This is a genomic window from Cupriavidus sp. SIMBA_020 (assembly GCF_046535395.1).
Classification (GTDB): Bacteria; Pseudomonadota; Gammaproteobacteria; order Burkholderiales; family Burkholderiaceae; genus Cupriavidus; species Cupriavidus campinensis.
Genome location: NZ_JAWRWU010000007.1, coordinates 178,751 through 198,755, shown reverse-complemented (window position 1 = coordinate 198,755; position 20,005 = coordinate 178,751). Strand labels below are relative to the sequence as shown.

Sequence of the window (20,005 nt, the reverse complement as noted above, 5' to 3'; positions counted from 1 at the left end):
CGCAGTCAGACCATGCCAAAAGTCCTCAGTTCGCCATAATGCCAGTGAGCGGCGAACCGTGCACTGAGCCAAACGGGGCGGATCGGACAACACACTGTTCCCCCGCCGCACATAATCCGCCCCGGCTAGCGCTCCCTTAGCCGTTCAGGAACGGCAGCACTTCCGCAAGTAACTGTTCCGGCACTTCCTCCGCAATATAGTGACCGCTCGGCAGGGCATGGCCCGTCACCCGGCGCGCCACCTTGCGCCACGCTTCCAGCGGCTGGAAGCACTTGCCGACCGCGCCGTCGGCGCCCCATAGGGCCAGCATCTCGCACTCCACCTGGCGTCCGGCCGCGGCGTCGGCGCGATCGTGCTCCAGGTCGATGCCGGCGCTGGCGCGGTAGTCCTCGCACAGGCCGTGGGCGGCGCCGGGCAGCTTCAGGCAGCGCAGGTATTCAGCCAGTGCGGCCTCGGTGAACGGCGCGAGGCCCGCGCTGCGCGTGCCCATGGTCTGGCGCAGGTAGAGGTCGGGGTCGGCCTCGATCAGCGTTTCGGGGAACGGCGCGGGCCGGATCAGGAAGAACCAGTGCCAGTAGGCGCGCGCGAAGGCTTCCGAGGTCTGGGCATACATCGCCAGCGTCGGGGCGATGTCCAGCGTGACGAGTTTTTCCACCGCCTGCGGATGGTCGAGCGCCAGCCGGTGCGCCACGCGCGCGCCGCGATCATGGGCCAGCACGCGGAACCGCTCGAAGCCGAGCGCCCGCATCACCGCCATCTGGTCGGCCGCCATGGTGCGCTTGCTGTAGTTTGCGTGGTCGGGCAGCCCGGCGGGCTTGTCGCTGTCGCCATAGCCGCGCAGGTCCGTGGCCACTACCGTGAAATGCCGCGCCAACTCACCGGCCACCTTGTGCCAGATCACATGCGTTTGCGGATGGCCGTGCAGCAGCAGTAGCGGCGGGCCCTCCCCGCCGACCACGGCATGAATCGCCACGCCCTGGCTGTCGATCCGGTGCGTCCTGAATCCTTCAAACATCGGCTGTCTCCTTGGTCTTGATGCGTCGATGCGGCAAGCCGTGCCATGGTAGTCGCCGCGCGTGGGATGCGCATCGCGCGGGGAGTGTAATCGCGGAATCCATCGCTATAATTGCGCAAACTGAACTTCATTCGTGCGCTCGATTCACGAATTGCCGCTATCCATGGACGCCTTCTCGGATCTCGCCTTCTTCGTCCTGCTGGTCAAGCGCGGCAGCCTTGCCGGCGCGGCGCAACAGCTTGGCGTCACGCCTTCGGCGGCCAGCAAGCGGCTGGCGGCGCTGGAGGCGCGGCTGGGCGTGCGGCTGCTCAACCGCACCACGCGGCGGCTGTCGGTCACGCCCGAGGGCGAGTCCTACCTGGCCCAGGGCGGGCGTATCCTGGCCGAACTGGAGGAACTCGAACAGGGCCTGGGCGGCAGCCGGGTGGCGCCGCGCGGGCTGCTGCGGGTGAATGCGACGCTCGGTTTCGGCAGGCGCCACATCGCACCGCTGGTCAGCGACTTCCTGCAGGCGTATCCCGATGTCGAAGTGCAGTTGCAGCTGACCGACCGGGCAATGAACCTTGCCGAGGAAGGCTACGACGTCGGCATCCTCCTCGGCGACCTGCCCGATGCGCGGCTCAACGCCCGCCTGCTGGCGCCGAACCGCCGGTTGCTATGCGCGTCCCCGGCCTACCTCGCCCGACACGGCGAGCCGGCCTCGCCCCGTGCATTGCAACAGCATCGTTGCATTGTGATTCGGGAGAGCGAATCGGCCTATGGCACCTGGCATCTCCAGTCGGCAGGCCGGCAGGAGACCGTGAAGGTGCGCGGCCATGCCGCCACCAACGATGGCGAGGCGGCGGCGAACTGGGCGCTCCAGGGGCATGGCATCGTGCTGCGTTCGGAATGGGAGGTGGCGCCGCTGCTGCGCTCGGGCCGGCTGCGGCAGGTGCTGGCCGACTGGGCCTCGCCCCCGGCGGACATCTACGCGGTGTATCTCACGCGCGACAAACTCTCGGCCCGCGTGCGCGCCTTTGTCGACTTTCTGGCCGAACGGCTCGGCGCGTACGAGCAGACCGCGCCCTACCACGGCTGGTAGCCGCCTCGGCTACCCCTGCCGCAGGCAGGGTGGCGGGTGACCAGGCGCGCCATGGCTGGTACCCTTGGGCGGCATCCCCCAACCCCTTCCCGACATGCACACGCACGATCTGTCCGCGTGGACCCATTCCCACGTCTTCGATGCCGGCAACCAGGCTGCCGAGCGCAGCACACGCCTGGTCATGTGGATCACACTCGCCACGATGGTGGTGGAGATTGCCGCCGGCCTCTGGTTCAACTCGATGGCCCTGCTGGCCGACGGCTGGCACATGAGTTCGCACGCGCTGGCGATTGGCCTCTCGGCCTTCGCCTACGCCGCCGCGCGCCGGCTGGCCGCGGATGGGCGCTTCACCTTCGGCACGTGGAAAATCGAGGTGCTGGCGGCCTTCGCCAGCTCCATCTTCCTGCTGGGGGTGGCCGCGCTGATGGTGTTCGGATCGGTGGAACGGCTGTTCAGCCCGCAGCCCATCCACTACCAGGAGGCGATGGCCGTCACCGCCATCGGCCTGCTGGTGAACCTGGGCTGCGCGTTCATCCTCGGCGGCGCGCACCATCATCACGGGCACGACCATGGTCATGAGCATGGGCACCATCACCACGGACATCCCGGTCACCACCATCACGACATCAACCTGCGCTCGGCCTATCTCCACGTGATGGCCGATGCGGCCACCTCGGTGCTGGCCATCGTGGCGCTGGCCGGCGGCTGGTGGCTGGGCTGGAGCCGGCTCGATCCGGTGATGGGGCTGGTGGGCGCGGCGCTGGTCGGCCGCTGGGCCATCGGCCTGATGCGGCAAAGCGGCACGGTGCTGCTGGACCGCGAGATGGACCACCCGGTGGTGGACGAAGTACGAGAGGTGCTGGCCGGCTTCCAGCAGGGCGAAGACGGCACGCGCGTCACCGACCTGCACGTCTGGCGCGTGGGCCGCGAGCAGTTCGCCTGTATCGCCAGCCTGGTCACGCACGACACCACGCTCACGCCGCAGCGTGTACGGCAGGCGCTATCGATCCACGAGGAACTGGCCCACGTGAGCGTGGAGATCAGCCTGTGCGATGACGGGGCACCGCGCCGGCCCGCCCGTCATCGTCATCCCTATCATTCCCACTAGTCGAAATTCGTCGAATTACGGCAGCAGCAGAATGGCGCCGGTGGTCTCGCGGCGCTCGGCGGCCTCGTGCGCGCGGGCGACCTCGGCCAGCGGGAAGCGGGCGCCGATCTCCACCTTCACATGGCCGGCAGCGATGGCATCGAACAAATCCTTCGCATTGGCGCGGAAGCGGGCCGGGTCCGCGTTGTGCGGGAACACCGAGGGCCGGGTCAGGAACAGGCAGCCCTTCTTGTTGAGGATTTCCGGCTCGATGGCCGGCGCCGGGCCGGACGCGCCGCCGTACAGCACCACCAGCCCGAAGGTCTGGGCGCAATCGAGCGAGCCCATGAAGGTGTCCTTGCCCACGGCGTCGTAGACCACGGTCACGCCCTGGCCGCCGGTGGCGTCGCGCACCTGCCTGACCCAATCCCCCTGGCTGTAGTCGATGGCGATGTCGCAACCCGCCGCGCGGGCGCGCTCGCACTTGGCCGCGCCGCCGGCCGTGCCGATCACGCGTGCGCCGAGCGCCTTCGCCCAGCCGGCCAGGATCTGGCCCACGGCACCGGCGGCGGCGTGTACCAGCACCGTGTCACCGGGCTTCACGGCGTGCGTGTGGCGCACCAGATACTGCGCGGTCATGCCCTTGAAGATCACGGCAGCGGCCTGTTCGTCGCTGAGGTTGTCGGGCAGCTTGACCAGCTTGTCCGCCGGCACGTTGCGCGCCTCGGCATAGGCACCGAGGCCGGCGTTCATGTACGCCACGCGATCTCCCACGGCGATGTCCGTCACGCCCGCGCCCACCGCCTCCACCACACCGGCCGCCTCGTGGCCGAGACCCGTGCCCACCGGCAGCGGATAGGTGCCGCGGCGCTGGTACACATCGATGAAGTTGAAGCCGATGGCGGTATGCCGCACGCGCGCCTCGCCGGCCGCCGGGGCCGGCAGCTCGACCGGCGTGAGCTGCATCACTTCGGGCGCGCCAAATTCCTGGAGGCGGATGGCACGGACAGTGGTCGTCATGGGGTCTCCCTGGTCAGGCTTGCAGAATTGGAGCCCCGATTATTGTCGCTTTTGCAAAACCTTGCCGACGGCGGGTCATCCAGGGAGAAACCAGATCAGGACAACATGGCGCACATGCACAGCGCGCTGGTATTGCGCAGGCGCTGGAATTCCTCGCTCTCGAGGACTTCTGTGGGCAGCTTGGAGGCGTGGATCAGCGAGAACCCGTAGCGGGCGAAGTAGCTTGGGCAGCTCGAGGTCAGGAGCACCGCGCGGCGCGTGCCGTTGGCGCGGGCGCGCATCATCACCGCGTTGACGAGATGGCTGGCTACGCCCTGGTCGCGCCATTCGCGCAGCACGGCCACCGAGCGGACGATGGCCGTGTCGCCGAAGCGCTCGGCGCAGGCGCAGCCGACCAGCTCAGACTCCATCAGGGCCACGTGGAACTCGCCCACCAGGCGCGGCAACTCGTCCACCGGCAGGCCGCAGCGCTCCAGCACTGCCGCGATGGCAGGCATATCCGACGGCTGCGCCGCACGCACTCGCAGATCTTTAATCATCGGGAGCCTCTGTTTCTCTCATCGCACCGGGACGGAAACGCCATGGAAGCCCTGCATGGTGAAACCTGCCTCACGTGCTGACACTTGGTGCACGCGCGGCAAACATTATCGTAATCGGGGCGCTATATCCACAGGGAAACTCCGCGTTGCGGCGTACTCAACGCTTGCGGCGCACCTGCCCTGCGGAGCGAGCATGAAATGCGCCAGCGCGCCGGCGGCATGCCACGACATATCACGGCATGCGCTGGAGAAAATGATAGCCGGGGAAAATGACAGATTGGTCAGATCCGTCGAAGGCAATAAAGAGGGGAAAACGGCAGGAGGGGAATGGAGGCGGGGATACGGAATCGAACCGTCGTAAACGGCTTTGCAGGCCGTCGCATCACCACTCTGCCACCCCGCCCCGGAGTCTGGGCGCCCTGGCGGGCGCCTTGCATTCAGTGTGCGGGGCGCAGTGTAGCCGAAGATTTGGAACTCTGCAGAGCGCCTGCCTGCGTGCCCCCTAGGCGTCGGACTCGCCGAGTTCGCCCATCGCGGATTGCAGGTAGTTCTGCACGCCCACCTTGCGCACGAGTTCCAGCTGCGTCTCGAGCCATTCGATGTGATCCTCGGTGTCCGAGAGGATATCGGTCACCACATCGCGCGACACATAGTCGCCAATCGACTCGAAGTACTTGATGGCGCCCTTGCAGCTCGTCTGGGACACCAGCTCCAGCTTCAGGTCGCACCCGAGCATCTCCTCGGCGTTTTCGCCGAGTAGCAGTTTGTCCAGATCCTGGAGATTGGGCAGGCCGTCGAGCATCAGGATGCGCTCGATCAGCTTGTCCGCGTGCTTCATCTCCTCGATGGACTCCTCGTACTCATGCTTGCCCAGCGCGTTCAATCCCCAGTGCCGGTACATGCGCGCGTGCAGGAAATACTGGTTGATCGCGGTCAGCTCATGACGCAGCTGGCCGTTCAGTAACTGGATAGCTTTCTTGTCGCCTTTCATGACATCGACCCCAAAACGCCTTGCACACCACGGTGGACGATTTTTCATGTTAATGGCCGAGGCCAGAAGATCAAGCATCCATATGGCAAATCGCGATAATAAATCCCTTGCCAGACGGGGCTTTACGACACGATGCGGATGATTTTGCGGATGATTGCGATTCCGATTCAGCTACCTTTCGGCACGCGCGAACATAATCCCCAATGTAAAAGGCGCCTCCCTAGGGAAGCGCCTTCGTGCCGGCCGGTAAGCGGTGGAAACGGTTATTCGCCGCTCGCGCGATAGCGGTTGCGCAGATCGCGGATCAGGTCGTGGTTGCGCAGCACCCCCTGGTACTGGCGCTCGATCAGTGCGCGGATGTCGAAGCTCAGGTCGGTTTCCTGGAGCGCGTCGCCATACTTCTTCTTGGCGACGTCCTCGCCCTTCTCGGTTTCCTCGAGGATGGCGAGGTCCGTGCGGTCGGCCACCGCGCTGCGCAGGCTCACCCAGCCGCGATGCAGCGCGCCGGCAATGCTGCCATGGTCCTCGGGCTTGCCGCCGAGGGTCATCACCTGGCTCTGCAACTCGCGTACCGCCGCGCCGCACTCGGTGGCGCGGCTCGAGAACAGCGTCTTCAGCTCCGGATTCTTGGCGTCCTCAGCCGCCTTGCGGAAGCCCTCCTCGCCGTCGCGCGAGACTTCGATCAACTCGTTCAGTACCGAAACGTTGTTATCAGCCATTGTTGGACTCCTCTCACATCGGAGGCGCGCCGTGAGGTCACGGCGACACTTCGCGTGGAACATCCCGCACCATGCCGAGCATGGCGCGGACCTTATATCCACGATAGGAGAGTCGCAGCGCGCAGGCTGTCGGGAGGCCGCGCAAGCGGTTGTCGGCCTGCGCCTACACCCGCTGCATCAGTCCAGCAGGTGACCCATGCGAGACCGCTTGGTGGCGAGGTATTTCTCGTTTTCGGCGTTGGCGGGCACGATGTGACGCATCTGCTCCGTCACGGCCAGGCCGGCGTCTTCGAGCGCCCGGATCTTGATCGGGTTGTTGCTCATCAGGCGAACCGACTTCACGCCCCACTGGCGCAGCATGTCCGCCGCGAACGCGTAGGTGCGGGCGTCGATGGCCTGGCCGAGCGCGAGATTGGCGTCGACCGTGTCCAGCCCGCCGTCCTGCAGCGCATAGGCGCGGATCTTGTTCGAGAGGCCGATGCCCCGGCCCTCGTGGCCGCGCAGGTAGAGCAGGATGCCGCGGCCTTCCTCGGCAATCTTCTGCATGGCGAGGTCGAGCTGCTCGCCGCAGTCGCAGCGGCACGAGCCGAAGACATCGCCGGTCAGGCATTCGGAATGCAGGCGGACGAGGACGTTCTCGCCCGAGATGTCTCCCATGGAGAGCGCCAGGTGTTCGGTGCGGCTGTCCACGCCCTGGAAGGCATGGGCGGTGAATTCGCCGTAGCGGGTCGGCAGCCGTGCGGAGCCGATCAGCTCACTTTCTAGGTCTTTCATATTCCTGTGATCGCGGGGGGCGCCGTGGGGCCCGGGCGCGCATGATGCGGGCCGGGACAGGCGCACTGCGCGCCACCCTGAGGGGGTTATGGCGCGCGGCATGCCGGCAAGGATACCGCGAAACGCGTATTCCTATAGGTATCGCTGCAGGTACCCCTATGCCGAGCGGGCACTCTCGGGCGCCTGCGGGGCCGCCCGGGGAGTGCCCTGGAAGACGCTTTTGCGCCGCCCGCGCTCAGGCTGGAATGCGCATCGCGTCCGGCCGCTGCCACCAGCGATGCTGGCCCACGGCATCCAGGAATTCCCGATGCCGCGCCGGGTCCTCGGTCTTGGCGATCACCACGCCCGGCCCCGCGAAGCCGCCGGCCAGCCCCGCACAGCGCGCGGCCTCGGCCACCAACACGGCACCAGCGCCGCCCGCGCCCACCGCCTTGCAGTGCTTGTAGGCTTCCTTGATAAACAGCAGCGCGTCCGGATCGGGCTCGGCCGGCGGCTTGGCCACGTCGGGCACGTACACCGCATCGAACAGCACCGAGCCGACCGAGGACAGCGCATGGTCCACCGGCAGCGCCGCGCCCTTCGCCGTGGTCACGCTGGCCGCGCGCGGGCCGATGATCTTGAGGTTGGCGCGCGCCGCCTGGGCCAGTTGCTGGAGCGAGGCGATGGCCGCGTCGTCCACCCCATCGTTGACCAGCACGGCGATATTGCGGCCCGTGATGTCGCCCTTCGGCTGGGCGTCCAGGCTCAGCGCGGGCGATGCCGGTACGCCGTAGTCGTTGATCTGCACGTTCGGCCCGACCGGCTCCACGGGAATTCCGAGCTTCTGCGCCACGCGCTCCGCCAGTTCCACGGCGATATGGTGGATCTGCCCCACCACGCGCGCGCGGATGGCGGGGTCGAAGACCTTGGAGAGTTCAAACGCGTACGCATCGACGATCTGCCTTTTTTCGACGTCGGACTGGCTGCGCCAGAACAGGTTGGCCTGCGAGAAATGATCGGCGAAGGTCTGCGCGCGCATGCGCACCTTCACCGCGCCATCCTCGGCCGCGGCGGCGAAGTGCCGGTAGGCGTCCGCATCGCCGGCCAGGAACGGGCAACCGCCGCTGACCGAGTTCGGCTGGTAGCTCTCCTTGCCCTGCACCACGGTTTGCCGGCCGAAGCCATCGCGCTGGTTGTTATGCACCGGGCAAAGCGGGCGATTGATCGGAATTTCATGAAAATTCGGCCCGCCGAGCCGCGTGAGCTGGGTATCGGTGTACGAGAACAGCCGCGCCTGCAGCAGCGGATCGTTGGTGAAATCCATGCCCGGCAGGATGTGGCCGGGGTGAAACGCCACCTGCTCGGTTTCGGCGAAGAAGTTGTCCGGGTTGCGGTTCAGCACCATCCGGCCCACGCGCCGTACCGGCGCCAGTTCCTCGGGAATGAGCTTGGTCGGGTCCTGGAGGTCGAAGCCGAACTTGAGCATGTCGGTCTCGGGCACCAGCTGCACGCCGAACTCGTACTCGGGAAACTGGCCCGCCTCGATCGCGTCGTAGAGGTCGCGCCGATGGAAATCGGGGTCCTTGCCGTTGATCTTGACCGCCTCGTCCCAGACCAGCGAATGCGCGCCGCCCACCGGCTTCCAGTGGAACTTGACCAGCGTGCCCTGCCCCTCGGCATCGACAAAGCGGAAGGTGTGCACGCCAAACCCTTCCATCGTGCGGAAACTGCGCGGGATGGCGCGGCCGGACATGGTCCACAGCACCATGTGCATCGACTCGGGCTGGAGGGAGACGAAGTCCCAGAACGTGTCGTGCGCCGACGCGGCCTGCGGGATCTCGTTGTGCGGTTCCGGCTTCACGGAATGGACGAAATCCGGGAACTTGATGCCGTCCTGGATAAAGAACACCGGGATGTTGTTGCCGACCAGATCGAAGTTTCCCTGCCTCGTATAAAACTTGGTGGCGAAGCCGCGCACGTCGCGCGCCAGATCGGCGGAGCCGCGCGAGCCGGCCACGGTCGAAAATCGCACGAACACCGGCGTCTTCTGGCCGACCTGGGTGAACAGCTCGGCGGTGGTCACATCGGCGAGCGACTCGGTCAGCTCGAAATAGCCATGGGCCGCCGCGCCGCGCGCGTGGACCACGCGCTCGGGAATGCGCTCGTGGTCGAAGTGCGTGATCTTCTCGCGCAGGTGGAAGTCCTCGAGCAGCGTGGGGCCGCGCAGGCCGAGCCTGAGGGAGTCGTCGTCCTGCGGAATCTGGAGGCCCTGGTTCGTGGTCAGCGTGCGGTCACGGTTCGAGACGATATTGCCGACCGAGTCCGAGCCGAGCTGCCTGGGCCGCTCGGCCAGCCGGTCTGCCACGGCGCGCTCATAGCTGCCGTCGTTGTTGTTGCCGATGCCCTGCGGCTTGGGAGGCGTGGTGTCGCCCTTCTTTCCGGGTGGCTGGGCGGCGGACGGTGCGGTCTTCTTGGTCATGGGGGGTGCCCTCGGTGGCGGTATGGAGCGGATTGGAGCCCATGGCTTCCGCAGATACCGTGCCACCGGGGGCCGGGCGTGCGCCGGCTCCCCGCCAGGCCGCGCCACGTCTGGAAAGCAGGGATTTTGGGCGACAAAAAAAAAGCCACGATGCGTGCACACCGTGGCTTCCTTTTACATCCGGCTTGTAAAACCGCCTGCCGGTTCCGCCTTATTCCACCGTCACCGATTTAGCCAGATTACGAGGCTTGTCCACGTCCGTGCCGCGTGCGCAGGCCGTGTGATAGGCCAGCAGTTGCAGCGGCACTGTGTGCAGGATCGGCGACAGCGCGCCGTAGTGCTCGGGCAGGCGGATCACCTGGATGCCGTCGGACGACTGGATATGCGTGTCGGCATCGGCAAACACATAGAGCCGGCCGCCGCGCGCGCGCACTTCCTGGATGTTGGACTTCAGCTTCTCCAGCAGCGCGTCGTTCGGCGCCACGGTCACCACCGGCATCGCCTCCGTGACCAGCGCCAGCGGGCCGTGCTTCAGCTCGCCGGCCGGGTAGGCTTCCGCGTGGATATATGAGATTTCCTTGAGTTTCAGCGCGCCTTCCAGGGCGATGGGGTAGTGCAGGCCCCGGCCCAGGAACAGCGCATTCTCGCGGCGCGCAAAGTCTTCCGACCAGGCGATGATCTGCGGCTCCAGCGCCAGCACGCCATGCAGCGCCACGGGCAGGTGGCGCAGGTTGGTCAGCGCGGCGGCCTCTTCGGCCTCGGTCAGCCGGCCGCGCACCTTGGCCAGCGCCAGCGTCAGCATGTACAGCGCGGCGAGCTGGGTCGTAAACGCCTTGGTCGAGGCCACGCCGATCTCGGTGCCGGCACGCGTCAGGAAGCGCATTTCGGTCTCGCGCACCATCGCGCTGGTCGCCACGTTGCAGATGGCCAGCGTGTGGGTGTGGCCGAGGTCGCGGGCATGGCGCAGCGCGGCCATGGTGTCGGCGGTCTCGCCCGATTGGGAGATCACCACCACCAGCGCGCGCGGGTTCGGCACGGTGTCGCGGTAGCGGTATTCGCTGGCCACTTCCACCTGGGTCGGGATCTTCGCCACGGACTCGAGCCAGTACTTGGCCGTGCAGCCCGAGTAGTAGCTGGTGCCGCAGGCCAGGATCAGGACGCTGTCGATTTCGGAAAATACCGAGGCCGCCTTCTCGCCGAACAGTTCAGGCGTGATGGCGACGATGCCTTCCAGCGTGTCGCCCAGCGCGCGCGGCTGCTCGAAGATTTCCTTCTGCATGAAGTGGCGGTACGGGCCCAGCTCGACGGCCGCCGCGTGGGCTTCCACCACGCGTTCCTCGCGCACGACTTCCACGTCGTTCACGTCGCGGATGGTGGCGCCGGCACGGGTCAGCTCCACCACATCGCCCTCTTCCAGATAGACGATGCGGTTGGCAGTGCCGGCCACGGCCAGCGCATCGGAGGCCAGGAAGGACTCGTTCTCGCCCAGCGCCACCACCAGCGGCGAGCCGGCGCGCGCGCCCACCACCACGTCGGGGTTGTCCTTGGCCACCACGGCAATCGCGTAGGCGCCGTGCAGGCGCTTGGTCACCACGCGCACCGAGCCGAACAGATTGCCGCGCGTGGCGCTGCTCGGGTAGGTGTAGGCCTGGTGGATCAGGTGGGCCACCACCTCGGTGTCGGTCTGCGACTCGAAACCGTAGCCCACGGCGCGCAGTTCCTCGCGCAGCGGTTCGTAGTTCTCGATGATGCCGTTATGCACCAGCGCGATGGTCTCGTCCGAGAAATGCGGGTGGGCGTTGACCGTATCGGGCTTGCCGTGCGTGGCCCAGCGCGTGTGGGCGATGCCCAGCGTGCCGGCCAGGCCGGACGACTGCGTCTGCGTGTCCAGATCGGCCACGCGCGAGACGGTGCGCGCGCGCTCCAGCGTCTCGTCGCGCACGATGGCCACGCCGCACGAGTCATAGCCGCGGTACTCCAGGCGACGCAGGCCTTCGATCAGGACCGGAACGATATTGCGCGTGGAAACCGCGCCGACGATGCCACACATCTTGTGAACCCCCCGTTTGGGTTGCGTCGCGCCGCGCGGCGCAACCCGCTGAATGATGATGGCCGGCCCTCCCCGGGCCCGGCCTGACTGACTTTGACTGACTACGCTTACTTCGACTGCTTCGGCTGCTTCACCGGGCGCTGCCACGCGTCCAGCGTCATCTGCTTGGCCCGCGAGAGCGTCAGCTTGCCGGCCGGTGCGTCCTTGGTCAGCGTGGTGCCGGCGCCGATCGTGGCGCCACGGCCCACCGTCACCGGCGCCACCAGCTGCGTGTCCGAGCCGATGAACGCGTCATCCTCGATCACGGTACGGCTCTTGTTCACGCCATCGTAGTTGCAGGTAATGGTACCCGCGCCGATGTTGACGCGCTGGCCCACCGTGGAATCGCCCACATAGGCCAGGTGGTTGGCCTTGCTGTGATCCCCGACCTGGCTGTTCTTCACCTCGACGAAGTTGCCGATATGCACGTCCTCGCCCAGCTCGGTGCCGGGGCGCAGCCGCGCGTACGGCCCGATCCGGCCCGCCGGCCCGATCTTTGCTTCCTCGATGTGGCAGAACGGTTGCACGCGCGCGCCGGCCCCAATGGTGGCATTCCGGATCACGCAATGCGCGCCGATGTGCACGCCATCGTCCAGATGCACGCGGCCTTCGAACACGCAGCCCACGTCGATGGTCACATCGCGTCCGCACGTGAGCTGGCCGCGCACATCGATGCGCGCGGGGTCCGGCAGCGTCACGCCGGCCTCGAGCAGGCGCTGTGCGAGGTTGCGCTGGTGAATGCGCTCCACCTCGGCCAGTTGGACCTTGCTGTTGACGCCCAGCGTCTCCCACAGGGCCGCCGGCTGGGCGGAGACGATCTCCACGCCCTCGTTGGCGGCGCGCTCGATGGTGTCCGTGAGGTAGTACTCACCTTGCGCGTTGTCGTTGCCCAGCGTGGCAAGCCAGCGGCGCAGGTGGCCGGTCGGGCAGACGATGATGCCGGTGTTGATCTCGCGGATGGCGCGGATCTCGTCGCTGGCATCCTTCTGTTCGACGATGCGCACGATGTTGCCGGCGGCGTCACGTACGATGCGCCCGTATCCGGTAGGATCGGGCATCTCGACGGTCAGCACGCCCAGGCGCTCGGCGCCGGCTGCATGGACCAGGGCCTCGAGCGTGGCGGCGGTGGTCAGCGGCACGTCGCCGTAGAGCACCAGCGTGGGCTGGCTGTCATCGAGCAGCGGCAGCGCCTGCATCACGGCGTGGCCGGTGCCAAGTTGCTGGGTCTGCTCGGCGAACGCCACGTCCGGCGCGCCCACCGCCTCGCGCACATGCTCCGCGCCGTGGCCGACCACCACGACGAGGCGCGACGGCGACAGGGTGCGGGCGGTGTCGAGCACATGGGCGAGCATCGGCCGCCCGGCAACCGGGTGCAGGACCTTGGGCAGGGCGGAATTCATCCGTTTTCCCATCCCTGCGGCAAGAATGACGATATTCACAAGGAGGTCCCTAAGTGAGTGTGTCTGATAATAAGCGCGATAACCCGTGCCAAGCGATCTCTTCAATCCCTCCAAACCCTTGTCAGGACTGGGCTGGCGGGCGATCTGCCGGGCGGGAAAACATGCGCGGCGATTTTAGCATGGCGCCTTGCGCCCGACCGCCGGTGGTTTCCGTTTTTCACATTTGGCGGCGGCGCATTTTTGCAGGATTTGCAGCATTTACCGTCGTCCTGGCCCTGGGTGGCTGTAACGCCATGAAACTCGGCTACCAGCAGGGCGACCGGCTCGCCTACTGGTGGGTAGACCGCTATGTGGATGTCACAGACGACCAGGAACCGCCGACCCGCGAGGCCATCGCCCGGTTCTTCTCCTGGCACCGCCGCGCCCAGCTGCCCGAGATCGCCACCGTGCTGACCCGGGTCAAGACCGAGGTGGCCGGCCCGGTGGATCCGTCGATGGTGCGCCACGCGCGCGAAGACACCCAGCGGCTGGGCCGCCAGGCCTTCGAGAACGCCATCCCCGACCTGGCCGACCTGATGCTGACGCTGACGCCTGAGCAGATCCAGCGCATGGAGTCGAAATTCGGCGAAAGCAATGCCAAATATCGCAAGGAATTCCTGAAATCGGACCCGCAGGCGCGCACAAACGCCCGTTTCGACAAGGTCATGGACTATGCCAAGCTGGTATATGGCAAGTTCTCGGACGATCAGGAGCAGAAGATCCGCGCCGCAATGGCGCCGTACATGCAGGGCGCCGACGCCCGCTACGCGGAGCGCGTAAAGCGGCAGCAGGAATGGCTGGCGATTGCCCGGGAGGTCTCGACGACCCATCCGCCCAAGGCGCAGGTGGAAGACATGCTGCGCAAGTACGCCGACCATTGGCAGCGCCCGGCCGCCGAGCGCACGCAGATCCGGCAGGCCAACGAGGCCGGGGTGGACCTGACCGTGACCATCGCCAACCTGACCACCCCGGCGCAGAAGGCCCACGCCGTGGACCGCTTCCAGAAATGGATCGACGATGCCCGCTCGCTGATGCGCGAGGCCGGCCCGTCGCAGGCGTCTAAATAAGGGGGCTGGCCGGGTTATCGGCGCTGGGGATCTTCTCCGCCAGCTTGTCGAACCGGACGAACTCCATCCGGTTCGGCTCGGCGCTGCCGGTGAAGGTCAGCGCCTGCTGGGTGAAGGTGGTCTCGCCGAACAGCGAAGCCTCGTCCACCTTGGCCAGGCCGGTGGCCAGCCCGGTGAACGGGAACAGCTCGGTATCGGCCAGGTGCGACGGCACCACGTTGCGCAGCGACGCGAAGATATTGTCGATGCGGCCCGGGTTCTCGCGCTCCCAGCCCTGCAGCATCTCGCTGACCTTCTTGCGCTGGAGGTTCTCCTGCGAGCCGCACAGGTTGCAGGGGATGATCGGGTAGGCCATGGCCCGCGCGTAGGACGCAATGTCCTTCTCCGCGCAATACGCCAGCGGCCGGATCACGATGTGCTGGCCGTCATCGGTGGACAGCTTGGGCGGCATCGCCTTCATCTTCCCGCCGAAGAACATGTTCAGGAAGAAGGTCTGGACGATGTCGTCCCGATGGTGGCCCAGCGCGATCTTGTTGGCGCCCAGCTCCTTGGCCGTGCGGTAGATCACGCCCCGGCGCAGCCGCGAGCACAGCGAGCAGGTGGTCTTGCCCTCGGGCACCTTCTCCTTGACGATCGAATACGTATCCGCCTCGACGATCACATATTCCACGCCGGTGGACTTCAGGTACTCGGGCAGGATGTGTTCCGGGAAACCTGGCTGCTTCTGGTCCAGGTTCATCGCGATCAGCTTGAAGTTGATGGGCGCGCGCTTCTGGAGCGCCATCAGGACCGACAGCATGGTGTACGAGTCCTTCCCGCCACTCATGCAGACCAGCACGGTGTCGCCGTCCTCGATCATGCCGAAATCGCCGATGGCTTTGCCGGTCAGCGACTGGAGGCGGGTTTCGAGGCGATAGAAGTTAGCGGAGTGACTCATAAGACATACCTGATGCGGGGCGCGGGCCTTGGGAAGCCCGTCGGATGACCCTGTCGGACGGGCCCGTATTTTACTTGACGTGGAACACCTCGACGCCGACCGAATCGCAATCCGGGTAGACATCGGGCTTTTCCGTGGAAACGCGCACGGCGCGCACCTTGGGATGCTTCAGCATGGCACGCGCCACGTCGTCGCACAGCGTTTCCTGCAGGTGGATGTGGCCCTGGGCCATGCGCGCAGCCACGGTGCTGCGCATGAAGTCGTAGTCCACCACTTCGTCGAGCTTGTCGGCCTGCGGCGTGCTCTGGGCCAGCGGCACGAACAAGTCGATATTGACCAGCACGCGCTGCTCGCCCTTCTTCTCGAATTCGTGCACGCCGATATTGATCTGCACTTCGTAATTGCGCAGGAACAGGCGGCGGCAGTCTTGCAGACTGGGGTGGGAAAGCGCGGCAAAGGTCATGGTGGGGCGTCGGGCAGGTGCTGCGGTAAATCGGAAAAAGCTTGAAAAAGACCGGGGATCGGGATTACTCGGTCAGGAACATCACGTCGCGGGCCAGCGGCATCAGGTGCTGGCCGCCATCCACATACAGCGTGGTGCCGGTCACGGCCTGGGCACCGGCGAGGTAGGCCACAGCCTGGGCGATGTCGTCCGGCGTGGACGACTTGCCCAGTGGCGTCATGCCATGCGCGCGGACGAAGCCGGGGTCGGACTGCTCGCCGGACACCAGCGTGATGCCGGGCGCCACGCCCACCACCCGCAGCCGGGGCGCCAGCGCCTGGGCCAGCTGCACCGTGGCGGTCTGCAGCGCGGCCTTGGACAGCGTGTACGACAGGAAGTCCGGGTTCAGGTTGTTGAGCTTCTGGTCGAGCAGGTTGATCACCACGCCGCGTTGGGCGGTCTGGTTGCCATCGGCGCCAAGCGCCTTGTGCATCTCACGCGCCAGCAGCAGCGGCGCGGCCACGTTGGTGCGCATGTGGGTGTCGAGCGAGGCGTAGGAGAAGCTCGTCGCCACGTCGTACTGGAACAGCGAGGCGTTGTTGACCAGGCAGGTCGGCACGCCGAGCGCGTCGGCGCAGGCGGCGATCAGCTTGGCGGTGGCCGCTTCGTCGGACAGGTCGGCCTGCAGCACGGCAGCCCGGCGGCCCAGGCCGCGGATCTGCGTGGCGAGCGTCTCGGCTTCGTCGCGCGAGCGGTTGCAGTGGATCGCCACGTCCCAGCCTCGCGTGGCAAGTTCCAGCGCGATGGCACGGCCCAGGCGGCGTGCGCCGCCGGTCACGAGGGCGACGCCGCGCGCGGCGGCAGGATGGGCGCCGGAGGCGCCAGCAGTCAGGGAATCTGGCATTGCTACAATTCGCGGTATGCAGAAAGTCGCTAGTCTACCCCTTCCCCCCGCCGACGCGCTGGACGCCTCCGCGGCCCTTTCCACCTGTATTGGCGACGCCATCGAGGCCGCCGGCGGCTGGATCGGCTTCGATCGCTACATGGCGCTGGCGCTCTACGCCCCCCGGCTCGGCTACTACAGTGGCGGCGCCGCCAAGTTCGGCCGCGATGCCCGGGACGGCAGCGACTTCATCACCGCCCCGGAGCTGACCCCCTTCTTCGCCCGCACGCTGGCACGCCAGTTCGCGCCGCTGATCGCCATGGACCTGCCACGCGTGCTCGAATTCGGCGCCGGTACGGGCCGGCTCGCGGCGGACCTGCTGCTCGGCCTTGAAACCGAAGGTGCGCTGCCCGAGACCTACCAGATCGTCGAATTGTCGGGCGAGCTGCGCGTGCGCCAGCAGGAAACGCTGGCCGCCCGCGCGCCGCATCTGGCTGGCCGCGTGCAGTGGCTGGACGAACTTCCTGCGCAATTCGAAGGGGTTATCGTCGGCAACGAGGTGCTCGACGCCATGCCGGTGCGCCTGTTCGCGCGCCTGGGCGGCCGCTGGCACGAGCGCGGCGTGGCGCTGGCCGACGGCAAGTTCACGTTCGAGGACCGTCCGCTGGCGGACAACGCCATCCCCGACGCCCTGCGCGCGCTGCCAGGCGACCACGACATGGTCACCGAAACCCATGCCGAGGCCGAAGGCTTCACGCGGGCGGTGGGCGCGATGCTGACGCGCGGCGCCGCCTTCTTCATCGACTACGGCTTCCCGGCGGCCGAGTACTACCATCCGCAGCGCGCCGAGGGCACGCTGATGTGCCACTACCGCCACCACGCGCACCCCGATCCGTTCCTGTACCCGGGGCTGCAGGACATCACCGCGCACGTCAATTTCAGCGGCATCGCCGAGGCGGCGGTGGACGCAGGGCTGTCCGTGGCCGGCTTCGCCTCGCAGGCGCGCTTCCTGATGAATGCCGGGATCACCGAGCTGCTGATGGAACTGGACCCGACCGACGCCCGCGCCTTCCTGCCCCACGCCAACGCGGTGCAGAAGCTGCTGTCCGAGGCCGAGATGGGCGAGCTGTTCAAGGTGATCGTGCTCACGCGCGGCCTGGATGACGCGCTGCCGCTGGCAGGCTTCGCACGCGGCGATCGCGTTCACGCACTCTGAGGAACAGCCGCCATGCTGCGCTGGACATTCACCATCTTCCTCTGCGTGATCGTGCTCTCGGCCTCGCTGCCGTGGCTGCAGAAGATCGGCCTGGGGCGCCTGCCGGGCGACGTGCGCTTCCGGCTATTCAAGCGCGAGTTCGTGCTGCCGTTCGCCTCGACGATCCTGCTGTCGCTGATCGCGCTGGCGATTGGCAAGCTGCTGTAGGGGAAGCCCGTCAGGCGGGCTCCGCGCCCAGTCCCAATTGCTCCGCCACCGCCGCGATGCGGGCCTTGTGGACGCGTTCCTTGATCAGATCGGGCCGGTCCGCGCAGGCCTTGGCAATCGCGCCGGCATCGACAGAGGCCGCGGCCGCCCGCGCCGCCAGCAGGCGTTCGGTCTGCGGATAATCGCGATCCTCGAAACCCAGCCGGCCGCGCGCGTCGGCCTCGCAGGCCCGCAGGGCCTCCGCGAAGCGGTCCGGCTTGCGCAGCGCGTCGCAGCGCTCCACCAGCCGGGTCAGCGCGGCGGCGCCGAATTCCATCGATCGATGGATATTGCCGTGCTCGCGCGCCACCAGCACTGCCAGGTCGCGGCAGTCGTTCGGCACGCGCAGCCGCTCGCAGACCGCCTCGAGCAGCTTCACGCTGCGCTGCTCATGGCCGATGTGGCGCGGCAGCACGTCTGCCGGCGTGGTGCCCTTGCCGAGGTCGTGGACCAGCGCCGCGAAGCGGATCGGCAGCGACGCGCCCGTCGCGGCCGCATGATCGACCACCATCATCACGTGCACGCCCGTGTCCACCTCGGGGTGATACTCGGCGCGCTGCGGCACGCCCCAGAGCCGGTCCAGCTCCGGCAGCAGCCGCGCCAGCGCGCCGCATTCGCGCAGCACGTCGAACATCCGGGACGGCTTCGCCTCCATCAGCCCGCGCGCCAGTTCCTGCCACACGCGCTCCGGCACCAGCGCATCGACCTCGCCCGCCTCGACCATCGCGCGCATCAGCGCCACGGTCTCGGGCGCCACGGAGAAATCATGGAAGCGCGCGGCAAACCGCGCCGCGCGCAGAATGCGCACCGGGTCTTCGGCAAAGGCATCGGAGACATGCCGGAACAGCCGCGCGGCCAAATCGCGCTGGCCGCCATACGGGTCGATGACCGGGCCGACCAGTTGGCCGGCATCGTCCACGGCCTGCGCCATCGCGTTGATGGTCAGGTCGCGCCGGACCAGGTCGTCTTCCAGCGTGACATCGGGCGCGCAGTAGAACGCGAAGCCCTTGTAGCCGGCAGCCGTCTTGCGCTCGGTACGCGCGAGCGCGTACTCCTCCTTGGTGCGCGGATGCAGGAAGACCGGGAAGTCCTTGCCCACGGGCTTGTAGCCGGCCGCCTCCATCTCGGCCGGCGTGGCGCCCACCACCACGTAGTCGCGGTCCTGGCTTGGCTTGCCCAGCAACTGGTCGCGGATGGCGCCGCCCACGGCATAGACCTGCATGAAATTCCTAGTGATGGATGATGATGGCGTCCGGATGGTCCGGCACGGTGCGGTACGGCTCGTCGTCGGCCAGGAAATCGCGTTCCTCGCGCGCGGCGGCGATCCATTCTTGCATGGCCGGCAGGGCGAGGATGAAATCGGCGTATTGCTTGGCCGCGTCGGGCAGGTGGATGCCGTAGGTGGCGAAGCGCGAGACCACGGGCGCGTAGAACGCGTCCGCCACCGTGAAGGTGCCGAACAGGAACGGGCCTTCGGCGCCAAAGCGCGTGCGCAGGTCGGTCCAGATCGCGGCGATGCGCTCCACCTCGCGCTGCACGGCCACGTTCCAGCCGCAGCCGGGCAGCACGGCGGTCACGTTCATCGGCAGCTGGTTGCGCACGTTGGCGAAGCCAGAATGCATCTCGGCGCAGACCGAACGGGCCAGCGCGCGCGCAGCGGGGTCGGCCGGCCAGAGGGCCTTCTCGGGGAAGCGTTCAGCCAGGTATTCCGAGATCGACAGGGAATCCCAGACCGTGATGTCGCCATCCACCAGCGTCGGCACCTTGCCGGCCGGCGAGTACTGGGCGATCTGCGCGGCGAAGCCGGGCGTGCCCAGCCGCACGGGAATCTCCTCGAACGCGATGCCAGCCTGGCGCAGCAGCAGCCAGGGGCGCAGCGACCAGGACGAGTAGTTCTTGTTGCCGATGACGAGTTTCATCGCGAATCCTTGGGGGGGGGCGGGGGAGGGAAAATGGCCTGAACCGATGATTCTAGCCATTGGGCCGCGCCACCTCCAAATGA

At 67.1% G+C, this 20,005-nt stretch carries 19 protein-coding genes and 1 tRNA gene; 5 read left to right on the top strand and 15 right to left on the bottom strand.

The window, feature by feature from the left end:
* Positions 1-136: 136 nt before the first annotated feature.
* A complete protein-coding gene (locus SB751_RS15825) occupies positions 137-1,015 on the bottom strand; it encodes an alpha/beta fold hydrolase (RefSeq protein WP_144199074.1) in 879 nt (292 codons plus the stop codon).
* 163 nt (positions 1,016-1,178) lie between these two features.
* On the opposite strand from SB751_RS15825, the gene SB751_RS15820 reads away from it, so the two are divergent.
* Together SB751_RS15820 and dmeF are read left to right on the top strand one after the other, a co-directional pair.
* The gene (locus SB751_RS15820) at positions 1,179-2,096 is read left to right on the top strand and encodes a LysR family transcriptional regulator (protein ID WP_144199076.1); all 918 of its coding nucleotides are present in this window, start codon (positions 1,179-1,181) and stop codon (positions 2,094-2,096) included.
* A gap of 94 nt (positions 2,097-2,190) precedes the next feature.
* Positions 2,191-3,204 (top strand): CDF family Co(II)/Ni(II) efflux transporter DmeF, encoded by a 1,014-nt coding sequence (dmeF, locus tag SB751_RS15815; protein WP_410748218.1) that lies wholly within the window; start codon positions 2,191-2,193, stop codon positions 3,202-3,204.
* 15 nt (positions 3,205-3,219) lie between these two features.
* On the opposite strand, the gene SB751_RS15810 is transcribed toward dmeF, so the two are convergent.
* The 9 genes from SB751_RS15810 to glmU all read right to left on the bottom strand — a co-directional run bounded on the left by SB751_RS15810 (position 3,220) and on the right by glmU (position 13,212).
* Positions 3,220-4,203 carry a quinone oxidoreductase family protein gene (locus tag SB751_RS15810; RefSeq protein ID WP_211943043.1) on the bottom strand — a complete coding sequence of 328 codons (984 nt, stop codon included), beginning with the start codon at positions 4,201-4,203 and terminating at the stop codon, positions 3,220-3,222.
* A 95-nt stretch (positions 4,204-4,298) separates the two neighbouring features.
* Positions 4,299-4,742: a GNAT family N-acetyltransferase gene (locus SB751_RS15805; protein ID WP_144199082.1), complete on the bottom strand. Its 444-nt coding sequence runs from the start codon at positions 4,740-4,742 to the stop codon at positions 4,299-4,301.
* 328 nt (positions 4,743-5,070) lie between these two features.
* Positions 5,071-5,145, bottom strand: a tRNA-Cys gene (locus tag SB751_RS15800).
* 99 nt (positions 5,146-5,244) lie between these two features.
* The gene (bfr, locus tag SB751_RS15795) at positions 5,245-5,733 is read right to left on the bottom strand and encodes a bacterioferritin (protein WP_144199084.1); all 489 of its coding nucleotides are present in this window, start codon (positions 5,731-5,733) and stop codon (positions 5,245-5,247) included.
* 263 nt (positions 5,734-5,996) lie between these two features.
* A complete protein-coding gene (locus tag SB751_RS15790; protein WP_144199086.1) occupies positions 5,997-6,452 on the bottom strand; it encodes a PA2169 family four-helix-bundle protein in 456 nt (151 codons plus the stop codon).
* Positions 6,453-6,629: 177 nt separating this feature from the next.
* Positions 6,630-7,226: a GTP cyclohydrolase II gene (gene ribA, locus SB751_RS15785; protein ID WP_144199088.1), complete on the bottom strand. Its 597-nt coding sequence runs from the start codon at positions 7,224-7,226 to the stop codon at positions 6,630-6,632.
* Between the two features lie 235 nt (positions 7,227-7,461).
* On the bottom strand, positions 7,462-9,684 hold the full coding sequence (locus SB751_RS15780; RefSeq protein ID WP_211943042.1) for a catalase: 2,223 nt from the start codon (positions 9,682-9,684) through the stop codon (positions 7,462-7,464).
* A gap of 211 nt (positions 9,685-9,895) precedes the next feature.
* The gene (glmS, locus tag SB751_RS15775; protein WP_144199092.1) at positions 9,896-11,734 is read right to left on the bottom strand and encodes a glutamine--fructose-6-phosphate transaminase (isomerizing); all 1,839 of its coding nucleotides are present in this window, start codon (positions 11,732-11,734) and stop codon (positions 9,896-9,898) included.
* A 107-nt stretch (positions 11,735-11,841) separates the two neighbouring features.
* A complete protein-coding gene (glmU, locus tag SB751_RS15770) occupies positions 11,842-13,212 on the bottom strand; it encodes a bifunctional UDP-N-acetylglucosamine diphosphorylase/glucosamine-1-phosphate N-acetyltransferase GlmU (RefSeq protein WP_211943041.1) in 1,371 nt (456 codons plus the stop codon).
* Positions 13,213-13,466: 254 nt separating this feature from the next.
* On the opposite strand from glmU, the gene SB751_RS15765 reads away from it, so the two are divergent.
* Positions 13,467-14,279, top strand: coding sequence for a DUF6279 family lipoprotein (locus tag SB751_RS15765; protein ID WP_144199096.1), 813 nt, complete (start codon positions 13,467-13,469; stop codon positions 14,277-14,279).
* On the opposite strand, the gene ttcA is transcribed toward SB751_RS15765, so the two are convergent.
* The 3 genes from ttcA to SB751_RS15750 all read right to left on the bottom strand — a co-directional run bounded on the left by ttcA (position 14,272) and on the right by SB751_RS15750 (position 16,562).
* Positions 14,272-15,216: a tRNA 2-thiocytidine(32) synthetase TtcA gene (gene ttcA / locus SB751_RS15760; protein ID WP_144199098.1), complete on the bottom strand. Its 945-nt coding sequence runs from the start codon at positions 15,214-15,216 to the stop codon at positions 14,272-14,274. The genes SB751_RS15765 and ttcA overlap by 8 nt on opposite strands.
* Positions 15,217-15,286: 70 nt before the next feature.
* Positions 15,287-15,679, bottom strand: coding sequence for a dihydroneopterin aldolase (locus tag SB751_RS15755; protein WP_144199101.1), 393 nt, complete (start codon positions 15,677-15,679; stop codon positions 15,287-15,289).
* A gap of 64 nt (positions 15,680-15,743) precedes the next feature.
* The gene (locus SB751_RS15750; protein WP_144199103.1) at positions 15,744-16,562 is read right to left on the bottom strand and encodes an SDR family oxidoreductase; all 819 of its coding nucleotides are present in this window, start codon (positions 16,560-16,562) and stop codon (positions 15,744-15,746) included.
* Positions 16,563-16,578: 16 nt separating this feature from the next.
* Between SB751_RS15750 and SB751_RS15745 the strand changes: the two genes are divergently transcribed.
* Positions 16,579-17,757 carry a class I SAM-dependent methyltransferase gene (locus SB751_RS15745; RefSeq protein WP_410748217.1) on the top strand — a complete coding sequence of 393 codons (1,179 nt, stop codon included), beginning with the start codon at positions 16,579-16,581 and terminating at the stop codon, positions 17,755-17,757.
* Positions 17,758-17,769: 12 nt separating this feature from the next.
* Positions 17,770-17,964: a DUF2905 domain-containing protein gene (locus tag SB751_RS15740; RefSeq protein ID WP_144199105.1), complete on the top strand. Its 195-nt coding sequence runs from the start codon at positions 17,770-17,772 to the stop codon at positions 17,962-17,964.
* A gap of 10 nt (positions 17,965-17,974) precedes the next feature.
* Here the strand turns inward: SB751_RS15740 and SB751_RS15735 are convergent, their stop codons facing one another.
* Positions 17,975-19,225 (bottom strand): multifunctional CCA addition/repair protein, encoded by a 1,251-nt coding sequence (locus SB751_RS15735; protein WP_144199107.1) that lies wholly within the window; start codon positions 19,223-19,225, stop codon positions 17,975-17,977.
* A gap of 7 nt (positions 19,226-19,232) precedes the next feature.
* A complete protein-coding gene (locus tag SB751_RS15730) occupies positions 19,233-19,922 on the bottom strand; it encodes a glutathione S-transferase family protein (protein ID WP_092291470.1) in 690 nt (229 codons plus the stop codon).
* Positions 19,923-20,005: the final 83 nt, after the last annotated feature.